At 36.6% G+C, this 19980-nt stretch carries 22 protein-coding genes; 3 read left to right on the top strand and 19 right to left on the bottom strand.

Annotated features, from left to right (window positions below; genetic code table 11):
• Nucleotides 1-167: 167 nt before the first annotated feature.
• The 15 genes from FR7_RS11075 to FR7_RS11005 all read right to left on the bottom strand — a co-directional run bounded on the left by FR7_RS11075 (nt 168) and on the right by FR7_RS11005 (nt 12445).
• Nucleotides 168-428, bottom strand: coding sequence for a stage V sporulation protein S (locus FR7_RS11075; protein WP_007934571.1), 261 nt, complete (start codon nt 426-428; stop codon nt 168-170).
• Between the two features lie 81 nt (nt 429-509).
• The gene (locus tag FR7_RS11070) at nt 510-1568 is read right to left on the bottom strand and encodes an elongator complex protein 3 (protein ID WP_007934572.1); all 1059 of its coding nucleotides are present in this window, start codon (nt 1566-1568) and stop codon (nt 510-512) included.
• 105 nt (nt 1569-1673) lie between these two features.
• Nucleotides 1674-2402, bottom strand: a complete 729-nt coding sequence (rnc, locus tag FR7_RS11065; RefSeq protein WP_007934574.1) for a ribonuclease III — start codon at nt 2400-2402, stop codon at nt 1674-1676.
• A 6-nt stretch (nt 2403-2408) separates the two neighbouring features.
• Nucleotides 2409-3650 carry a beta-ketoacyl-ACP synthase II gene (gene fabF / locus FR7_RS11060; RefSeq protein ID WP_007950917.1) on the bottom strand — a complete coding sequence of 414 codons (1242 nt, stop codon included), beginning with the start codon at nt 3648-3650 and terminating at the stop codon, nt 2409-2411.
• Between the two features lie 16 nt (nt 3651-3666).
• Complete coding sequence (locus tag FR7_RS11055) at nt 3667-4617, bottom strand: NAD(P)H-dependent flavin oxidoreductase (RefSeq protein ID WP_007934578.1); 951 nt, start codon at nt 4615-4617, stop codon at nt 3667-3669.
• Nucleotides 4618-4713: 96 nt separating this feature from the next.
• The gene (locus tag FR7_RS11050) at nt 4714-4950 is read right to left on the bottom strand and encodes an acyl carrier protein (RefSeq protein WP_007934581.1); all 237 of its coding nucleotides are present in this window, start codon (nt 4948-4950) and stop codon (nt 4714-4716) included.
• A gap of 29 nt (nt 4951-4979) precedes the next feature.
• Nucleotides 4980-5723, bottom strand: a complete 744-nt coding sequence (fabG, locus tag FR7_RS11045) for a 3-oxoacyl-[acyl-carrier-protein] reductase (RefSeq protein WP_007934582.1) — start codon at nt 5721-5723, stop codon at nt 4980-4982.
• 1 nt (nt 5724) lies between these two features.
• Nucleotides 5725-6669, bottom strand: a complete 945-nt coding sequence (fabD, locus tag FR7_RS11040; RefSeq protein WP_007934584.1) for an ACP S-malonyltransferase — start codon at nt 6667-6669, stop codon at nt 5725-5727.
• Between the two features lie 24 nt (nt 6670-6693).
• Nucleotides 6694-7632, bottom strand: a complete 939-nt coding sequence (gene fabK / locus FR7_RS11035; protein ID WP_007934586.1) for an enoyl-[acyl-carrier-protein] reductase FabK — start codon at nt 7630-7632, stop codon at nt 6694-6696.
• Entirely contained in the window at nt 7622-8641 is a 1020-nt protein-coding gene (locus tag FR7_RS11030; protein WP_007934587.1) for a beta-ketoacyl-ACP synthase III, read from the bottom strand. Before FR7_RS11030 ends, fabK begins: the two co-directional genes overlap by 11 nt.
• Nucleotides 8625-9650 (bottom strand): phosphate acyltransferase PlsX, encoded by a 1026-nt coding sequence (plsX, locus tag FR7_RS11025; RefSeq protein ID WP_007934591.1) that lies wholly within the window; start codon nt 9648-9650, stop codon nt 8625-8627. The genes FR7_RS11030 and plsX overlap by 17 nt, the downstream gene beginning before the upstream one ends.
• Nucleotides 9651-9664: 14 nt before the next feature.
• Complete coding sequence (gene fapR, locus FR7_RS11020) at nt 9665-10225, bottom strand: transcription factor FapR (protein ID WP_007934593.1); 561 nt, start codon at nt 10223-10225, stop codon at nt 9665-9667.
• 150 nt (nt 10226-10375) lie between these two features.
• The gene (gene rpmF / locus FR7_RS11015; RefSeq protein ID WP_007934595.1) at nt 10376-10558 is read right to left on the bottom strand and encodes a 50S ribosomal protein L32; all 183 of its coding nucleotides are present in this window, start codon (nt 10556-10558) and stop codon (nt 10376-10378) included.
• 85 nt (nt 10559-10643) lie between these two features.
• Nucleotides 10644-11150 (bottom strand): YceD family protein, encoded by a 507-nt coding sequence (locus tag FR7_RS11010; protein ID WP_237714853.1) that lies wholly within the window; start codon nt 11148-11150, stop codon nt 10644-10646.
• Nucleotides 11151-11248: 98 nt separating this feature from the next.
• Nucleotides 11249-12445 carry an acetate/propionate family kinase gene (locus tag FR7_RS11005; protein WP_007934597.1) on the bottom strand — a complete coding sequence of 399 codons (1197 nt, stop codon included), beginning with the start codon at nt 12443-12445 and terminating at the stop codon, nt 11249-11251.
• 284 nt (nt 12446-12729) lie between these two features.
• On the opposite strand from FR7_RS11005, the gene FR7_RS11000 reads away from it, so the two are divergent.
• On the top strand, nt 12730-13977 hold the full coding sequence (locus tag FR7_RS11000; protein WP_007934599.1) for a nucleotidyltransferase: 1248 nt from the start codon (nt 12730-12732) through the stop codon (nt 13975-13977).
• Here the strand turns inward: FR7_RS11000 and FR7_RS10995 are convergent.
• Nucleotides 13919-14743, bottom strand: coding sequence for a patatin-like phospholipase family protein (locus FR7_RS10995; RefSeq protein ID WP_007934601.1), 825 nt, complete (start codon nt 14741-14743; stop codon nt 13919-13921). The genes FR7_RS11000 and FR7_RS10995 overlap by 59 nt on opposite strands.
• Before the next feature lie 131 nt (nt 14744-14874).
• Here FR7_RS10995 and ylbJ point away from each other — a divergent pair, with 131 nt between their 5' ends.
• A complete protein-coding gene (gene ylbJ / locus FR7_RS10990; protein WP_007934602.1) occupies nt 14875-16134 on the top strand; it encodes a sporulation integral membrane protein YlbJ in 1260 nt (419 codons plus the stop codon).
• A gap of 113 nt (nt 16135-16247) precedes the next feature.
• On the opposite strand, the gene FR7_RS10985 is transcribed toward ylbJ, so the two are convergent.
• From FR7_RS10985 to rsmD, 3 genes are all read right to left on the bottom strand, one after another.
• Nucleotides 16248-16700, bottom strand: a complete 453-nt coding sequence (locus tag FR7_RS10985; RefSeq protein WP_007934603.1) for an ATP synthase subunit B family protein — start codon at nt 16698-16700, stop codon at nt 16248-16250.
• A 229-nt stretch (nt 16701-16929) separates the two neighbouring features.
• Nucleotides 16930-17412, bottom strand: a complete 483-nt coding sequence (gene coaD / locus FR7_RS10980; protein WP_007934604.1) for a pantetheine-phosphate adenylyltransferase — start codon at nt 17410-17412, stop codon at nt 16930-16932.
• On the bottom strand, nt 17412-17981 hold the full coding sequence (gene rsmD / locus FR7_RS10975) for a 16S rRNA (guanine(966)-N(2))-methyltransferase RsmD (protein ID WP_007934605.1): 570 nt from the start codon (nt 17979-17981) through the stop codon (nt 17412-17414). Before rsmD ends, coaD begins: the two co-directional genes overlap by 1 nt.
• 190 nt (nt 17982-18171) lie before the next feature.
• Here rsmD and FR7_RS10970 point away from each other — a divergent pair, with 190 nt between their 5' ends.
• Complete coding sequence (locus tag FR7_RS10970) at nt 18172-19851, top strand: DUF4127 family protein (RefSeq protein ID WP_007934606.1); 1680 nt, start codon at nt 18172-18174, stop codon at nt 19849-19851.
• Nucleotides 19852-19980 lie beyond the last annotated feature (129 nt).

The raw sequence follows: 19980 nt of genomic DNA, 5'->3' as shown, positions 1-19980 counted from the left end.
TCTAACTTTAGAATTTTACCATGCGTTGGTTGTTTATACAATAAACTTAAGTAAAAAACCTGCTTGCTGAGCAAGCAGGCATATTTACGAAATTAAAAAGCTATATTAATTTCAACTTCGATTAGGTCCCTGATTACGCTTAGGAATTTAGCACTAAAATTTAATTATTACCTGGGTTCCACAATAAAACGAATCGCAGTGCGCTGTTCACCATCAATAATGATTTCGGCAAAGGCAGGAATTGCAATTAGATTAATACCATTGGGTGCAACAAATCCACGAGAAATTGCAATTGCTTTGATGGCTTGATTCACTGCGCCGGCACCTACTGCTTGGACTTCCGCAGAACCTTTTTCTCTTAACACTGCAGCTAAGGCACCTGCTACCGATTTAGGATTTGACTGTGCAGATACTTTGAGCACATCCATTAGCTAACCTCCTTTTGGTATCAGGACGTATTACAATACATGATATTCTCTGGATTTTCCAGAAATACCTTTTTTTATAATTTAAATATAAAATATCATTTTTTTATTAAGTACATAATATAGATTGTTATACTCAAATCCTATTTCATTCTTATTATGACCATCTTGTTTTAGAATAAAATGGTCAATACCATAGATACGCTTTACTTGTATTATATTTTGATTAGAAACGCCTCTAATTTTAGAAGTATCACGAAAATGATGATGGATAATGACAGGATTATTTTTGTCCATTGGAAGAATAGACTCTATAAAATGGGCTAGCATGCAATAAAAAATATAAGAATCTACCATTTCTCCAAATGCAGGATGATAGGGTCCAGCCAGTACAATATTGCCTTTATCCAAATCTTCTGTTGCTTGCAGGCCAGTACGAATCGTTAATATCCCCTGCTGTGCAAAAAATAATTTTAAATAGGCGCTACGAATAATTCCTGCTGATAAAGATAATGCCTTATAACTTCCATCATCATACCTAGTAGCCAGTTGAGTATTGGCAATAACTAAAGTAGGATAAATACGCACAAAGTCTGGAGCAAGCTTAATAACACCATATGCAGTATGAATCAAACTGTTCCAATTTTCTAAAGGTAAACCTGGCATTAATTGAATGCCGCAGGTTATATTCATTTTTTTTATAAGGTTCATTGCCTGATATACATGTAACGAATTATGCCCCCGAGCGCTCGCTTCCAATACAGTATTATCCAAAGATTGCACTCCCAATTCGATGGTAGATACTCCAAACTTCTTAAGATTTTCCAAAATCTCATATGTAATACAATCCGGACGGGTTGAAAGACGAATCCCATGAATTTTCTTGTTTATTAAAGCTGTATATGCTGGTTCTAATAATTCTGACTGCATACTAAGAGGCAAGGCAGTAAAACTGCCACCATAAAAGGCCACTTCGATGTGCCTTTTTTCTGTAATTCTTGCCAAATGTTCATCAATGATAGCCTGTACTTCCTGATGCCTTACAGGAGTATCTCTACCCGTAATTTTTCGTTGATTACAAAAAATACAGCTATGTTTACAACCATAGTGTGGAATAAATATAGGTATAATATAATGTCTCATAAACACTCCTTCGCTATTTTCCAAGGCAAGACTCAATCAATTCTCAGATGATCTTATCTTTATTATAAATAATAATTAATATAGACGACCATATGGTCGCCTACATTAATTATTATTTATAATTCCTAACTTCACTAATGCTTGCTTTGCAGCATATTGTTCAGCCTCTTTTTTACTTTTACCTAAACCCTTACCAAATAAATCTGTATTTACTAAAACAATTACTTCAAATAGTTTATTATGATCAGGACCATTTTCAGAGATAATCTCATAGGTGATCCTACTGTCGTTTTTCTTTTGAACAACCTCTTGCAGTACGGTCTTATAGTCCTTCACGTATTCGCCACGCGCAACCAAGTTTAAATCAGCTTGAAGCTGTTTTAATACAAAATTACTAACCTGAAGAAAACCGCTATCTAAGTATATAGCACCAATTACAGCTTCAAATGAATCTGCCAAAATAGACACGCGTTCACGGCCACCTGAGCTAGTCTCACCTTTTCCTAAAAATAAATATTCTCCAATACCAAGTTCAGCAGCACACCGAGCCAAAGTAGGCTCGCAGACAATTACTGCTCGAGCCTTTGTCAATTCCCCTTCAGGAAGGTGACTAAATTGGCGAAATAAATATTCACTAACAATCAAATCTAATACAGCATCACCGAGAAATTCCAATCGCTCATTATGAGAAATAAGTGATTTTTTACACTCATTGGCATAAGAAGTGTGGGTTAGAGCTTGATGCAATAAATTGATATCTGTAAATTGCACACCTAATGTATTCGATAACCTGGATAATGCGTCCAATCTTTTTTTCGTAAGTACTTCAATCATATCGTATTAATTTTCGAATTTTTTTAATAAGATAGTTGCGTTATGCCCGCCAAAACCTAAAGAATTAGATAATGCTACATTTACGACTTGTTTACGAGATGTATGAGGAACATAATCCAAGTCCATTTCTTCATCAGGCGCATCACAATTAATAGTAGGAGGAATCATATCATTTTCCAAGGTTAAAACAGTAGCAATACATTCGATACCACCTGCTGCACCTAGCAAATGTCCAGTCATGGATTTGATTGAGCTAACAGCTAATTTATATGCATGCTCACCAAATAATGATTTGATTGCCAATGTTTCATTTTTGTCATTAAGAGGAGTCGAAGTACCATGGGCATTAATGTAATCAACAGCTTCTGGAGCAATACCGGCATCTCTAAGGGCCATCTCCATACATTTTGCTGCCTGTGCTCCTTCAGGGGCAGGTGCAGTAATGTGATAAGCATCAGCATTAAAACCATAACCGATAACTTCTGCGTAAATATGTGCGCCTCTGGCAACTGCGTGTTCTAAAGATTCAAGAATAACTACACCTGCTCCTTCACCCATTACAAAGCCATTACGATCTTTGTCAAAAGGGCGTGAAGCTTTTTCTGGTTCATCATTACGCGTTGACAGGGCTTTCATTGAGCAAAAGCCAGCCACTGCAATAGGAGAAATAGCCGCTTCCGTACCACCAGCCACCATGACATCTGCATCGCCGCGATGAATGACTTTAAAAGCATCACCAATTGCATTGGTGCCTGTTGCACAAGCTGTAGTTACACAACTACATGGACCTTGTAAACCAAAGGTAATCGATGTTTGTCCAGCAGCCATGTTACCAATCATCATTGGGATAAAAAACGGACTGATACGATTTGGTCCTTTATCAAACAAATTTTTGTATTGTTCATTTAATGTATCCATTCCACCAATGCCAGTACCAATCATAGTGCCAATACGGGTACGATCTTCGGTTTCCAAATTAATACCTGAATCTTCAAATGCCATTTTGCTAGCAGCAACAGCAAATTGAGTAAAGGGATCCATGCGTTTTGCTTCTTTCTTATCGATATATTTTGCGGGATCAAAATCTTTAACCTCACCAGCAATCTGGGTAGTATATTCACTCGCATCAAAATGAGTGATCTTACCAATACCAGATTTACCGTTTAAAAGAGACTGCCAAAATTCATCTTTACCAATTCCGATAGGTGTTATCGCACCTAATCCTGTTACCACAACTCGTTTTTTCAAACGGAATCACCTCACGTTAATTTATAACTTCAACCTCTGCAAGAAGTCTATTGAAAATCTCTTTAACAGGTAGTATTTCATCTATCTTATGAATGTACTCACCGGTAAATACTAATCCAGTTTCTACATCACCCTGTTGAGCGCGAATTAATGCCTTAATAATGCAAAAGTTTCTTGCACAATGTTTTAAACATCCATCACAACTTTCAGGAACAGGTGCAGTACTTCCAATAATTTTCTCTGCAAATGGATTTTTCAAAGCACGACCAGGTAATCCTACTGGACTGTTAATTAAAACAATATCTTCATGCTTAGCTTTTAAATAAAATTCTTTTAAAGCAGGAGCAGCATTTGATTCTTCACTGGCAGCAAATCTCGTTCCCATTTGCACGCCATCTGCACCCAGCCTTAGTGTATCAACAATATCTTGACCGCTAATAATGCCACCAGCCCCAATCACTGGTATTTTTACTGCATTTTTTATACTAGGGAGTAATGAATGCAGGGGTTGATCTGTACCTAAATGTCCACCAGCTTCTTTACCTTCAACAATTACGGCAGAAGCACCTAATGATTCCGAAATTTTTGCTAATTTTGCAGAAGAGACAATGGGTACAATCGGTGTACCTGATTCTTTTCCTAATCCAAACATATCGCGAGAAAACCCCGCACCTGCAACTACCAAATCAATGCCTTCTTCAATTGCAGTTTTTACAAGACCTGCAAATTCTCTTGCTGCAACCATTGCATTGATACCAATGATACCTGTGCTAGTTAGTGAACGCGCTAAGCGAATTTCTTTGCGCAATTCATCAAAACTCATACCAGAAGCAGCAATTAGTCCAATACCACCAGCTTCACCGACAGCAGCTGCTAAAGGAGCTGTCGAAATTCGAATTGCCATTCCACCCTGTATGATGGGTATTTTTGCTACTAAATTACCTATTTTAAGTTCTGGAAGTTTCAAGTTATAACTCCTCCATTCGATAGGACATTGTCTTTTAAGAAAGTCCCGCGAAAAAATCATTATTTCACGGGACTTTCCATTTTTAATACCAGAAAATTAACCTTGCTTTTCTTTTTCTATGTACTCTACCGCATCTTTTACAGCTTTAATTTTTTCAGCAATTTCATCAGGAATCTCAATGTTAAATTCCTCTTCAAAGGCCATAATTAACTCAACGATGTCAAGAGAGTCAGCACCTAAATCATCTATAAAAGTAGAATCCATAGTAACATCAGCTTCATCAACACCAAGTTGTTCTACTGAAATTTGTTTAACTTTGTCAAATGTTGTCACGATATTCACCTCCTTTCAAAGGCAAGGATTTACATTAACATACCACCATCAACGTTCAATGTTTGACCCGTAATATAATTTGCCGAGTCTGACGCTAAGAACGTCACAGCAGCTGCAACATCTTCAGGACTACCTAATCTTCCGGCAGGTATTTTTTCGGTTAATTCTGTCTTAACTTGATCAGATAAAACCGCAGTCATGTCAGTACCAATAAACCCTGGGGCAATTGCATTTACAGTAATGCCTCTTGAAGCCAATTCTTTAGCCATAGACTTAGTAAATCCAATGACGCCAGCTTTAGCTGCAGCATAATTTGCCTGACCTGCGTTCCCCATTAAGCCAACAACAGATGTCATATTGATAATTTTACCAGCTCTTTGCTTCATCATAATGCGAGAAACAGCTTTTGTACAAACAAAGACACCTTTTAAATTGATGTTCATAACTGCATCCCAATCTTCCTCTTTCATACGCATTAAAAGATTGTCACGAGTAATTCCAGCATTATTTACTAAAATATCAATTTTACCAAAAGTACTAATTGTTTCTTTAACCATCGCATCTACTGCTTCCACATCACCAACGTCTGCTTTTATAACAATCCCTTGACCACCAGCAGCGACTATTATGTTTTTAACTTCCTCTGCTGCTGCTTCATTACCAGCATAGTTAATTACAACTTTAGCGCCTAATTTTGCTAATTCAATTGCAACAGAACGACCAATACCTCTGGAAGCACCAGTGATAATTGCAACTTTTCCATCTAAATGCATTTTAACGAACCTCCTTGAAATAATCAAGGGTTTTTTCTAAACTACTACTATCTTCTACATTTAAATTCGCTATTTCTTTAGCAATTTTTTTAGTAAAAGATGATAATACTTTTCCAGGGCCCACTTCAATAAACGTATCAGCCCCAAACTTCACAATCTCGGCTACACATTCTTCCCACTCTACAGGATGATCTGCTTGCTTCACTAAAGAAACTTCAAGCTCCTGACTCTTGGTAAGAGTTTGTCCATTAACATTAGCTACAACTGGGATTGCTGCGTCGTTGATCGTTATTTTACTTAACTCTACTGCTAACTTCTCAGCAGCTGGTTTCATTAATGTACTATGGAAAGGAGCGCTTACTGGTAGTATTACAGCTCGTTTCGCACCAGCCGCTTTTAACATTTCAGCTGCTTTTTCAACGGCCTTAGTTTTTCCGGCAATAACGATTTGCCCCGGACAATTAAAATTCACAGCTTGGACAGCACCAAATTCAGCCTCTGCTTTTTGGCAAATATCTATAACAATTTGACGATCGCTGCCAAGTATTGCTGCCATACTACCCTCTCCCAATGGAACTGCTTCTTGCATAAACAATCCACGTTTGCGGACCAATTGTACAGCATCACTAAAAGAGATAGCACCAGCTGCTACTAAAGCAGAATATTCACCTAGGCTATGTCCAGCAACAATTGCAGGTACGATACCATGTTCTTTTAGTACTTCATATAAAGCAATACTGACTGTCAAAATGGCAGGTTGTGTATTCACTGTTTTTCGCAATTCATCCTCTGGACCATTAAAGCACATATGAGTAATTGAAAATCCTAATGCCTCATCTGCCGCCTGAAATACCTTTTTAGCTACATCAAAGTTTTCATATAATTCTTTTCCCATTCCTACAGTTTGCGAGCCTTGACCAGGAAAAACAAAAGCTATCTTTTTCATATTATACCTTCCCTTTAACTATAGTTAAATATTATCAGATATACCAGATAAAACCTTTGGTAAACCGTTAACCAAATCCTGAATAATCTCTTCTACAGACTTAATATCTGTAATCATACCAGAAATTTGTCCAACCATAACAGAACCATGGTCTACATCGCCTTCACGAGCAGCGATGCGTAGCTTACCTGCACCTAACTGTTCAAGCTCTTCAGGAGAAGATCCATTCTTTTCCATGGCATGATATTCACGGGTAAATTTATTAGCAAGCACCCTTACAGGATGACCAGTTGCAATGCCAGTTACAATTGTAGAACGATCTTTTGCTTTCAAAATAGCATTTTTATAATTAGAATGTGCAATGCACTCTAAAGATACTACAAAACGAGTACCGATTTGAACACCTTGAGCCCCTAAGGCTAAAGCTGCTGCCATGCCTCGACTATCGGCAATACCACCTGCTGCGATTACAGGTACACTTACTGCATCGACAATTTGAGGAATCAAAGACATGGTACTGATTTCGCCAACATGACCGCCACTTTCCTGTCCCTCAGCAATAATAGCATCTACACCCGTCCGCTCCAATCTTTTAGCTAATGCTACTGAAGCGACCACAGGTATAATTTTACTACCAATCTCTTTTAAAGCTGGTATATACTCTGCAGGATTACCAGCACCCGTAGTAATTACTGCTACTTTCTCATCAATCACTACTTGCATCACTTCTTTTACAAATGGTGACATAAGCATGATATTAACACCAAAAACTTTTTTGGTCAACGCTTTTGTTTTCTGTATCTCCATACGAAGCACATCTGGCGGCATATGACCAGCACCAATAATGCCTAGGCCGCCAGCATTAGAAACAGCAGCAGCAAGTTCAGCAGTCGCTACCCAAGCCATCCCACCTTGTAATATAGGATACTTAATATTTAATATTTGGCAAAGTTTATTTTTCAACAGCTTTATCCTCCTTGTACCATTTGATGACACAAGATGCCCATGTAAGTCCTGCACCAAATCCAACTAATACAACTATATCATCATTTTTAAGCCTACCATTTTTCATTGCTTCATCCATTGCAAGAGGAATGGATGCAGCAGAAGTATTTCCATAATTATCAACATTTATAACAACTTTCTCCATAGGTAGCTTTAATCGTTTAGCAGCGGATTGAATAATTCTAATATTTGCTTGATGAGGAATTAAACAATCTACATCCGTATGAGATAAACCTGAATTTTCTAAAGCTTTAACCGCAGCTTCTCCCATTACTTTAACAGCAAATTTAAAAACATCATTGCCGCTCATTTGAAGATAATGCAAACGCTGCCCAATGCTTTCATTTGTAGCTGGTATACGTGAACCACCTGCAGGCATTTTCAAAAGATCTCCACCTGAGCCATCAGCACCAAGTTCAACTCCTAAAATACCATAACCTGCAGGAACCTCCCCTAAAACTACAGCTCCAGCACCATCACCGAATAGAACGCAAGTATTGCGGTCATTCCAGTCAAGAATAGTTGATAATGTTTCAGCTCCAATAACTAAAATCTTTTTATACAATCCAGATTTAATAAATTGACTACCGGTTACCAGGCTATAGGCAAAACCAGAACATCCTGCTGATAAATCAAAAGCAGCTGCTTTATTAGCCTTGATTTTATCTTGTACCAGACATGCAGTAGAAGGAAACAACATGTCAGGAGTAGCCGTAGCCACAATAATCAAATCAATTTCATCTGCAGTTACACCAGCATCCAGTAAAGCTCTTTCAGCTGCCTCAGCTGCCAAAGAAGAAGTAGCAACCCCTGGTTCAACAATATGACGTTGCTTTATTCCAGTTCTGCTAAAAATCCATTCATCAGAAGTCTCGACTATTTTTTCCAAATCTTTATTTGTAACTATTTTCTCAGGGGCATAGCTGCCGATACCAATAATTCCTACCCCTTTATTCATCTCCTGCATTCGTAACAACTCCTTCCTGTGCAATATTTTCACTTATATGTTCAACAACATTATTTTGTGTAAATTCAGTCGCAACCCTAATTGCATTTTTTATAGCTTTTGCCTTAGAGCTACCATGACAAATAATAAAACATCCATTAACACCCAAAAGAGGAGCTCCTCCGTATTCTGCATAATCAAGCTTTCGTTTTAAACCTTTTAATGCAGGCAAAACCATTAATGATGCCATTTTAGTTAAAATACCGCTACTTTTAATACTCTCTTTTATCAACTGCATTATAGCACTACTTAAACCTTCTCCTAATTTTAATACTACATTACCTACAAAACCATCACACACAACTACATCAACAGTTCCTTTAGGAATATCTCTTCCCTCTACATTGCCAATAAAGTTAATTGTTTGCAATTGCTTTAAAAGCGGGTATGTAGCTAAAGCTTGCTCATTCCCCTTTGTTTCTTCTTCACCTATATTTAACAAACCCACACGAGGAGTTTTTATATCCAAAATATATTGAGCATAAATAGAGCCCATAATTGCACTTTGTACTAAATGTTTTGGCTTACAATCCACATTAGCACCAGAATCTAATAATATAGTAGTACCCGTAAGATTCGGAATAGGAGTAGCAATGGTGGGTCTTTCCACACCAGGGATGCGTCCAAGTCCAAATAATGCAGCCGCTACTGCGGCACCTGTACTACCCGCTGAAACAACGGCATCACATAAACCCTCTTTTACTAAACGTGTAGCCACAACAATCGATGCATCCTTTTTCTTACGAGCTGCTGCTCCAGGATGTTCATGCATTTCAATTGTTTCGCTAGCGTGCTGGACACTGATATTTAAATGTTTCCACTGCCCTGCTTTATCCAATACTTTTTTAATTTGGATTTCGTCTCCAACTAAAACAATTTCACATTGATACTCGCTAGCGGCTTGTATTGCTCCTAATACAATTTCTTCCGGCGCATAGTCGCTACCCATGGCATCAACGGCAACTTTCATTGATAGTCTCCCTTTCATGGCTCTAAAGATACCATAATAAATTTAGCACGAAATACTTCCTGCTTTTCATTTCTAGTTTTTACCCAAATAAACGATTTATTTCCACGTTTTCTGATTACTTCAGCTTTCGCTATTAACTTTTCTCCAACGTGAATTGGCATTTTATATTTTACATTCGCAACACCAGTCAGTGCTGTAGGCGCATCAATAACGGCAAGAGCTAAGGAATTTGCTTGCGAGAACACATAATGCCCACGAGCAATCTGCGTTTTTTCAAAAACCATTTCAGGCGTTATATGTAAAATGGAGATTCCTTGTTTATCCAACTCTAAATCAATTAAATCGCCTACAATTTCATTGCTGGCAATTGCCTTTAATTTATCTTGAGCACGTTCTGCCATTTGTTTCGTACGTTCTCGCAATTCAGGAATACCTAACTCCAAGCGATCTAGTCGCAAAGTTTGAATACTTACATTTAGCAATACTGCTAATTCGCCATCCGTAAGAAATGGGTTTGACTCTATTTTTTCCTTAAGTATTTCTTGTCGTAGTTTTTTATGAATTCGCGCCATCATATCACCCAGTTTTATTTCATTACACTAGTTTTTAGTAGTTGCTACTATAACCAGTTACTATTATAATCACTTAGCAAATAAAAAGCAAGAAAAAAACAGTGAGCAAGAAAAAAGTTCGAGTAACTCTTATCTTGCTCACTAAGTAAGATCTTATTCTGCTTTTGCTTTTATAACTACCTTACCATTGTAATGACCACATTCAGGACAAACTCTATGAGGCATTTTCAATTCGTGACATTGTGGACATGCTACAAAGCCAGGAACGGTTAATTTCCAATTCGCACGACGTTTGTCACGACGAGCTTTGGACATCTTACGCTTAGGTACTGCCATTTACTACACACCTCCTTAACAGGGTTTCAAGATGGTTATCGGATAAAGAAAAATCAAGCAACGCAATTAAAAAAACCTTTAATTTTCACTTTAAAAGTTTTTGCAGTACTGCGAGTCTTGGATCGATTAAGTTTCCCTGACAATCGCATTGCGCAGTATTAAGATTAATACCACAATGAGGACACAATCCTCGACAAGTTTCACTGCATACGCTTTTCAATGGTTCTGCTAATATTAAGCTTTCACGCACTAAATCGGCAATATCAATTTCATCACCAGTATAATAAGCCAAATCAGCTTCATCATCGATAGCTTCATCATTAGCTTGCTGATAGTTATCACTAAAAGGAATTTCTATATTTGCAGAAAAATCTTCTAAACAACAACTACATTGATATTGGGCATTAGCAGAGATCATACCTTCAACAGCTATTGCTCGCCCATTATTTATCAAATTGCCTTCAACGTGTATAACACTACTCTTCCAGGGAGTTTCACCCTCGATAGCTAGTTCTTCAGCAGAAGTGACAAACTCAAATGTTTGTTCATTACCAATAGCCTTTTTAGCCTGCAAGACATTAATTTTCATCATTTTCCACCTCAACCTTCATTAATTATAGCTACCCCTCTATATTTTGTCAACAAGAAAAGGCTTGGCTAACACCAAGTCTTTTCTTATCGGCAATAATATTACTTAGTACAAATACTTTTTGTATCCCGAGCGATCATTAATTCTTCATTCGTAGGGATTACAAACAATTTTACTTTAGAGTCGTCAGTACTAATTTCTCTTTCTTTACCACGAACATTATTTTTTTCATTGTCAATTTTAGTATTCAAATATTCCAAACCCTTTGAAATGTTTGCACGCATTTCGATAGAGTTCTCACCAACACCAGCTGTAAAGATAATTGCATCAACGCCATTCATTGCCGCTGCATAGCTGCCAACAAACTTAACAACCTCATATGTAAACATATCCAATGCCAATTGAGCACGTTCGTTCCCCTCTTTGGCGGCTTTTTCAATATCTCTAAAGTCACTTGATACTCCAGAAACTCCTAAAACACCTGATTTTTTATTAATGTAAGTATCAATTTCTTCCATAGTCATATTTTCTTTTTTCATCAAAAATGGAATAATAGCTGGATCGATATTACCACAGCGGGTTCCCATTAAAAGTCCTTCTAGCGGCGTGAATCCCATGCTGGTGTCAACACATTTACCATTTTCAATGGCAGCTACGCTAGAACCGTTACCTAAATGACAAGTAATAATTTTTAAATCATTATAATCTTTACCCATTAAGTCCGCAACACGCTGTGACACATACTTATGAGAAGTTCCATGGAATCCATAACGTCGAATGCCGTATTTCTCATATGCTTCATAAGGCAATCCATACATGAAAGCTTTCTTAGGCATTGTTTGATGAAAAGCAGTATCAAAAACTACAACTTGTGGTATTCCTGGCATTAATTCAGTGCAAGCATTAATTCCTGCAATACTTGGCGGGTTATGAAGAGGTGCCATTTCGATACAATCTTCAATTGCCTTAATTACACCTGCATCTACCAGCACAGAGTCAGAAAATTTTTCACCGCCATGGATACCACGATGTCCAATCGCATCAATTTCCTTCATACTAGAGATGACTCCATGTTTGGCATCCGTTAATGCTTCTAATACTAAGCTAATACCGATTGTATGATTTGAAATATTAGCATTAATAACAACTTTTTCTTTGTCAGCAGGCTGATGAGTTAACACTGCTCCATCTAAACCGATACGTTCAACTAACCCCTTTGCTACTACTGACTCATCATTCATCTCAAATAATTGATATTTGATAGAAGAGCTTCCGCAATTCACTACTAAAACTTTCATATTCAATTCCTCCTCGTATTCTTCTCTTCTTTATTATTCTCTTTTATACGATCATACAAGTACTTAAGTTTCGACACAGTACTATATTTTCCTTTAATTTTATATAAAGTTACTAAAAAAAACTGTTTTCCTATAGTATTAGCAATTTTCTTTTATAAATTGCAAAAAGAAGCAAAGATTTGGGTGTTTTTTATTTATTTTTGTAGAGTTTTATCAGTATAATGGATATTATAACTTAACATATAGTTATAATAATCTTTTGAAATTGGAGTGACCATATCATTATGCAAGCAGTTGGTGTAATTGTTGAATACAATCCTTTTCATAATGGTCATAAATGGCATATAGATGCTGCAAAAAAAAGATCTGGCTGTCCCTTTGTCATAGGTGTTATGAGTGGAAACTTTGTACAAAGAGGCGAACCAGCAATGTTTGATAAATGGAAACGAGCCGAAATAGCAATTCGGGGTGGTGTAGATCTTATTATTGAACTTCCCACTGTATTTGCAGTTCGCAGTGCTCAGTATTTCGCTGCTGGAGGTATTCGCCTTCTGCATTCTTTAGGAATTGTCAGCCATGTGTGTTTTGGAGCGGAGCACGCCGACTTGGAACTATTGAATAAAATTGCCACAGCTGCAAATGATGTAAATATCATGAATCAAATGCATATAAACTTGCAATTAGGTAATACGTATGCCTCCGCATTAGGACAAGCCTTGGAAAAACAATATAATATTGCGGGCAATATTATATCTTCTTCTAATAATATTTTAGCTGTAGAATATTTACGTGCTATAAAAAAATATTCACCTATATTGCAGCCAATTGCAGTTACTAGGCAACAGTCAAAATATAATGATACTACGATTACGTCATCCTTTGCCAGTGCCACAGCCATAAGGCAAGCAATTATCGATCATATGACTATTACTGATGAAATAAAAATGTCTGTCCCTGAAACAACGTCGAAAATACTTTATGACCTTCTGTCTCAAAAGCGTGGACCAGTTACTCTATCTAACTTCTCTTCTATTATATTGGCCCAATTAAGAATAACAAGTTCAAAACAATTAGAAAAATTACCGAATGTGTCTGAAGGGCTGCATTACAAAATCCGTGACTCTTCTCTATTGGCAGCAAATATAGAGGATTTGTTAGCACTACTAAAAAGCAAGCGTTATACTTATACACGTTTACAGCGTATCCTGATTCACGCATTATTAGGAACTACACAGGATCAATTAGCAAGTTTTGATAAAGAAGGTCCTTTATACGCTCGAATTTTAGCCTTCAATCAAAATGGACGTTTACTTTTAAAAAAAATGAACCAAATTCATGCAATCCCTCTAATAACTAAAACCACTCATTATTTAAGCAGCAAACAACGTGATATAGATACCCTAACTCCGCTGCAACAAATGCTGTCTGTTGACACTTTAGCTAGTGATATTTATAGTTTAGGAATCCCTTCCTCTAGTTGGAGTATGGGTGCATGGGATTTTCGTTATCCAGCTCTTTATATTCCAACATAGAATGATTTAATAAATGCTTAATATCTAAAATCATCTTCTCTGCTGCTTGCTCTCCTAACAATACGCTTTCATCCATATATTCAAAAGAACTTGGTTGAATATGAGCAACATCTGGCCGAATTAATATATCCCAATTGTGTTGTCGATATTTGAATAACTCTCGTTCCATAATGTCGATTGACTGAATAATAACATCAAAAATATTCGTAATGTTACATATCGTTCCTGCATGTGCCAAATCTACAGCAATGACAATATCAGCCCCCATTTTTCGTACTATATCAATGGGAGTAGGATTTAGCACTGCACCATCAACGAGTAGCATATCTTCTAAGATAAAGGGCACAAAAAATCCTGGTACCGAAGTACTTGCTCTTACAGCAACAGCTACATTACCTTCCGTAAAGATAATTTCCTTGCCTTGTTTTATATCCGTAGCAACGATAGCTAGCGGAATCCTCAAATCCGAAAAACTTTTTCCTTTTGTTAACAAATGTATAATTTTCAATACTTTGTCACCAGAAACAATTCCCATTTTTGAAATCATAAAATCCATCCAATGACGAGGCTTCAAGTGTTTCGCTAATCGTAAAATAGTTTCTGGCGTTTGTCCTGAACAATATAAAGCTCCAATTAAGCTACCAATACTACAACCTGCAATATAATCAATAGGAATTTTTTCCCTTTCTAAGACCTTGAGCACACCAATATGTGCTAACCCTCTTAATCCACCAGATCCAAGAGCAACGCCAATTTTCGGCCGCATCAAACCACTCCTTAGAAAATAGTAAAAAATACATCCCCAGCTATTTTATTAATTCCTATCTCATATAGTTATATTATCTCTCATATTTCAATATATATTAAAGACCGCCTGATAGGAGAGGAGATAATTATATGAGAATTTTCGGCAGAGGAAAACGGTACCATTCGCGTCTACTAGCATATTTTATGGCGTTTAGTGTAGTCTTTATTACTATTTCTATGGTGAATTACCCAAAAGAAGCATTTGATTCTGCGATTATGGGACTAAATTTATGGTGGACTGTTGTTTTCCCTTCCTTATTACCTTTTTTTATTTTATCCGAACTTCTAATGGGATTGGGTGTAGTTCATTTTATCGGTATTTTACTAGAACCATTAATGAGACCTGTTTTTAATGTCCCAGGGGTGGGAGCTTTTGCTTTATCTATGGGATTAGCCTCTGGATATCCTATGGATGCTGTAATAACAGGCAATTTTCGAAAAAATCGACTCTGTACTGCTGTTGAAGCAGAACGGCTATTATCTTTTACCAATACAGCAGATCCTCTATTTATGTTTGGTGCCGTTGCTGTTGGCATGTTTGGAATGCCGGAATTAGGTGCAGTCATTGCACTGGCACATTATCTTTCTAGTTTCCTTGTTGGAATCATCTTTCGTTTTCATGGCCGCGAACGAGATAATTATACTAACGAAACAAAAATAGTAAAGGGAAATATCTTGATAAGAGCCTTTCGGGCTCTATACGCTGCTAAACAGGAAGATAAACGCTCTATGGGGCAATTATTGGGCGATTCAGTAAAGAATTCGATGAATACCATTTTATTAATTGGTGGCTTTATTATTCTTTTCTCCGTCTTTTTGCGCATTTTATCTATTGTCGGCATTACTGATATATTAACAACTGTTTTTGCAGGCTTATTAGGCTTAATCGGCTTCACCACAAATCTTGCTCCTGCTTTAGTGAGCGGTTTATTCGAAATCGATTTAGGTGCACTAGCAGCAAGTCAAGCCGATGGATCGTTACTTGAGAAAACAGTAGTCGCAAGTATAATCATTGCATGGAGCGGCCTTTCAGTACACGGGCAAGTAGCCAGCATCGTTATTGAGTCGGGTATTCGGATGTTCCCTTATATGGTAGGAAGGCTTTTGCACGCAATTTTAGCAGCGGTCATCACAATATTCTTAATGAAATCTTCCTTTATCAATGCCACACAACTATTTATCTTACCAGTTCTACTGACTCCTAATTCAACGCCTGTTAGTTCATTTCTTACAAGAATTGAACAAGTAAGTTATCAGATTTTAGTATTGTTAAGTATTATGATTGCCTTATCGATTGCGATACACATTAGTAGAGAGTTATATGGATATATAAGAAAAAAAAGCTATTAATTCTTTAGAATCTATAACACTATAAGATTTGCAAAACAAAGCAGCCATAAAAATAAGGAAAAACATACTCCTCCTTATTTTTACAGCTGCCTTGCTAGTAAATCTTTTTATTTTTATTTTTTTTGTTGTTGGTGAAGTTCACTGTGCCCCTGTTTAACAACTTCTAACGCTTTTTCTAAATTCCCTGAAAGATGCTTAAAAACTTGATCAGCATATTTTACTGCATCATCGTGCAAATCAGCTGCTTGCTTATGCGCTTGGGTGAGAATCTCGGCACTCTGCTCTTGTGCTTGTTTTGTAATCATATTTTCATCAGTTAATTTAATTGTATAGCTTTTAGCTTTTTCAACAATATGTTGAGCTTCTTTTTGAGCATCTTCTAAAATACGCTGCCGTTCTTCCATGATCTTACTAGCATCAGAAATTGCTTTTGGCAATGCCTCCCGTAATTCATCAAGCAACCGGGCAACATCATCTTCTTCTAAAACTCTTTTATTCGTAAAAGGCACACGTGCAGCATCAATTAATAGGCCCTCTAATTCATCTAATATTCCTTCAATACTCATAAAACCTCTCCCCATTCGGTATTACTTGCAATACATTCTTCATTAAAAATGTTTTGGTGTAAATTCCGTGTATATCACAACGCTAGTGCTATGATAAAGAAAACTAGATTCAGATGGAGTTTAAACTCCACCTGAGTCTTAGTCACACTTATATCCTTAGGACTTTAACGCTCTTAACTCCTACTTGCAAGAAGGTGGGAGTCTTGGAATGGTTTAGTCATCGGATAAATTAGACTTTTTTAATCCGACTGCCAATTCTATCTTCTACGCCCTTAGGCACCAATCCTGTTATACAGCCACCAAAGCTAGCCAATTCTTTTATTCCACTTGAACTTATGAATGAATATTCACTACTAGTCATAATAAACACCGTTTCCAACGTCGGATCGATTTTTTTTATTAATAACGCCCGCTGGAATTCATATTCAAAATCACTTAATGCCCGCAAACCTCTAACAATAATATTAGCATTTTGTTGATGAGCATATTCATTCAGTAAACCTGAAAAAGAATCAATTCGAATATTAGGGATATGCTTAGTTGTTAATGTTAATAATTCGACTCTCTCCGCCATATCAAAAAGAGGTTTTTTATTGGGATTATGAAATACGGCTATAATTAATACATCAAATAATTTGCTAGCCCTTTCAAAGATATCAATATGACCGTTGGTTACTGGGTCAAAACTTCCTGGACAAACTGCAATGCGCACTATCTAACCTCCTGATTGGTATTATATAATAAAAAACTGATTAATGTTTCTCCATATTTCTCAACACGTCTTAGTTGCAAGTGATCCCATTGATTTGTTATTTCTTCATGCTTAGAGTGTTCAATAACAAGTATCCCCTCTGGATTTACTATTGAATTTGTTTCAATTTTTTCTAATACTTTTTGAACAAAACCTTTATTATATGGAGGATCGCAAAAAATTAAATCAAATGAACGACCAATTCCTGCAAATCGATCTAAAGCCCTTATTACGTCATTTTTAAGAATCTCCGCTTGTCCAATCAATTTAGTACGCTGGGCATTTTCTTTGATGCTTGTAATGCTATCAATGCTGCTGTCAATAAAAACGGCAGTTGACGCACCACGGCTCAATGCTTCCAATCCTAAATTCCCTGTACCTGCAAAAATATCCAGCACCTGAGCATCAACAACAATATCTCCCAGTATATTAAAGACCGCTTCTTTAACTCGATCAGCTGTAGGTCTCGTTCCAAGACCGCGTGGCGCACTTAATTTTATCCCCTTGGCACTTCCTGTAATTATTCTCATCTTAAATCACCTATAATCACATCTTTTATTGTAACATATTTTTATAGTATACTACATATTTTTTACTATACAACTATAATACTTTTATATTTTGTATTTTTTTGATAGATCACACATTGCTATCATCTTTTGTGATTTACAAAACATATGGTATGATTATGGAGTATATTTTCATAACGAGGTGGCCCTTATGTCCAAGAACTTTAAATTTTTTATTCTCATCATCCCTTTCTTTATTGCAGCTACTATTATTTTACATATTTCCCCTTGGAAATCTGATCCTATTATGACATGGAAATCGAATACAAATTATTGGTTAACGGTAGTTTTACTTCCTTTAGATAGTCGGCCACCCTGTACACAATTCGTGGAACAATTAGGTCAAATCGCTGGAATTCGAGTATTACTTCCTCAAGCAGAATTATTGGATAATTATGAAACTACCGCTAATAAAAAGGAACTGCGCATCTGGTTAAAGCAAGTATGCCCGCAGGCAGATGCAGCTATTATTTCAACTGACATGCTAATTCACGGGAGTTTATTAGCATCGCGCCTATCTATGGGAAGCACTGAAGACACGAATGAAGTCCTTGATCTGCTAACCGTTATACACCAAGAAAGTCCTCATTTGAAGATATATGCTTTTAATATTATTCCTCGATTATTGATTGCAGATAATCAAGAAAATATTGCTTATCAAAAGAATATGCTGAAATACTCATTAATCAAAGACCAAGTTTATACTTTCGAAAATACTGAAGATATCAATACAATATATTCGTTAGAAAAGCAACTGCCGTATAATGTTATACAACATTATACGGCTCTATATGAAAAGAATACTGCACTAAATCTAACACTAATGAATATGGTAGAACAAGGAGTGCTCGCTGGCTTAGTAATTGGGCAAGATGATGGTCAACCCTTTGGCATTCCCAACATGAACAAACAACAATTACAGCATCAACTGATACAGAAACCTTCACTCGCAAATAAAGTATTTATTACTCGTGGTACCGATGAAGTAGCAATAAGCCTTTTAGGACACATTGCAATGGAGTATTCCAACGATCCTCCAAAAATCTTTGTGATGTATTCCAATCACGATGCTGCACAGCTTATTATGCCCTTTATGCCTCATACTGTAGCCAAAACAGTACAAGAAAAAATAAGGATTGCTGGTGCCGTAGAGGCAGGAAAGATAGATCAAGCTGATTTTATTCTTTATGTACATGTTGGTACTGCGAATAATCAATCAACCTTTTCATCTTCGGCTGAACAAGTTAGTAATCTATTAGATCAAGGCTATCAAGTAGCCTTAGTTGACTTAACAGAGAGTTTTCAAGTTTCTGAAACATTATTGCCTGTGTTGTTAGCACAGGAGGTTGCTATTTCTAAACTTATTGCTTACGCAGGATGGAATACTACCAGTAACTCAATTGGAACCGCTGTCACTCAAGCTAGTATCTTTACGAAAGCATTAAAGAAAGAAAGTAACTTAGCAGAAGCAATAGCTGTATACAAAGAAAATTTAGAATTTTTAACAGCAAGGTTCTTAGATGATTTATATTACCAAAAAGAAATTAATCCATACATTAACAAACAATTACAAGGACGAAAGATAGACCCTTATCATTTACAAACTGCTTATTATCAAACGAATACCCAAGTGCAAAAAATGATGGCTAGTAAAGGTAAGCATTTATTACGTGAAGGATTAAGAATTTCTCCCATAACAATTCGTACGGATCAAGGATTAGAACAAATTGTTATAACCGACTTAGAAATACAAACCTATTTACCTTGGCAGCGTACATTTGAAATATGGATAAAACCAACATTAGCACTCACTGTTGTAAAGAAGAGTTAATGGCGATAGACTTTTAACTTTCTGACTGATCTAATTACACTATATTTGACTTACTTAGCCTCTTAATTCCCGCTTGGAGAAGATGGAGTCTTACTTTAGCCAGCGATCGATATAATAAAAAAGCAACCA

This window comes from Pelosinus fermentans DSM 17108, from assembly GCF_000271485.2.
GTDB classification, from domain to species: domain Bacteria; phylum Bacillota; class Negativicutes; order DSM-13327; family DSM-13327; genus Pelosinus; species Pelosinus fermentans.
Note: the sequence above shows the minus strand (reverse complement) of the source record. Positions and strands in the feature narration are given on the sequence as shown.

Bases quoted from the DNA above. Each gene is read 5' to 3' on its own strand.
- fabD (WP_007934584.1), bottom strand. From the start codon at position 6,669: ATGAAAAAGATAGCTTTTGTTTTTCCTGGTCAAGGCTCGCAAACTGTA.
- rnc (WP_007934574.1), bottom strand. From the start codon at position 2,402: ATGATTGAAGTACTTACGAAAAAAAGATTGGACGCATTATCCAGGTTA.
- FR7_RS10985 (WP_007934603.1), bottom strand. From the start codon at position 16,700: ATGAGTATTGAAGGAATATTAGATGAATTAGAGGGCCTATTAATTGAT.
- FR7_RS11030 (WP_007934587.1), bottom strand. From the start codon at position 8,641: ATGCAGGAGATGAATAAAGGGGTAGGAATTATTGGTATCGGCAGCTAT.
- FR7_RS11005 (WP_007934597.1), bottom strand. From the start codon at position 12,445: ATGAAAGTTTTAGTAGTGAATTGCGGAAGCTCTTCTATCAAATATCAA.
- FR7_RS11010 (WP_237714853.1), bottom strand. From the start codon at position 11,150: ATGATGAAAATTAATGTCTTGCAGGCTAAAAAGGCTATTGGTAATGAA.
- plsX (WP_007934591.1), bottom strand. From the start codon at position 9,650: ATGAAAGTTGCCGTTGATGCCATGGGTAGCGACTATGCGCCGGAAGAA.
- rpmF (WP_007934595.1), bottom strand. From the start codon at position 10,558: ATGGCAGTACCTAAGCGTAAGATGTCCAAAGCTCGTCGTGACAAACGT.
- fabG (WP_007934582.1), bottom strand. From the start codon at position 5,723: ATGCATTTAGATGGAAAAGTTGCAATTATCACTGGTGCTTCCAGAGGT.
- FR7_RS11000 (WP_007934599.1), top strand. From the start codon at position 12,730: ATGCAAGCAGTTGGTGTAATTGTTGAATACAATCCTTTTCATAATGGT.
- FR7_RS10995 (WP_007934601.1), bottom strand. From the start codon at position 14,743: ATGCGGCCGAAAATTGGCGTTGCTCTTGGATCTGGTGGATTAAGAGGG.
- FR7_RS10970 (WP_007934606.1), top strand. From the start codon at position 18,172: ATGTCCAAGAACTTTAAATTTTTTATTCTCATCATCCCTTTCTTTATT.
- FR7_RS11075 (WP_007934571.1), bottom strand. From the start codon at position 428: ATGGATGTGCTCAAAGTATCTGCACAGTCAAATCCTAAATCGGTAGCA.
- fapR (WP_007934593.1), bottom strand. From the start codon at position 10,225: ATGATGGCGCGAATTCATAAAAAACTACGACAAGAAATACTTAAGGAA.
- rsmD (WP_007934605.1), bottom strand. From the start codon at position 17,981: ATGAGAATAATTACAGGAAGTGCCAAGGGGATAAAATTAAGTGCGCCA.
- ylbJ (WP_007934602.1), top strand. From the start codon at position 14,875: ATGAGAATTTTCGGCAGAGGAAAACGGTACCATTCGCGTCTACTAGCA.
- FR7_RS11070 (WP_007934572.1), bottom strand. From the start codon at position 1,568: ATGAGACATTATATTATACCTATATTTATTCCACACTATGGTTGTAAA.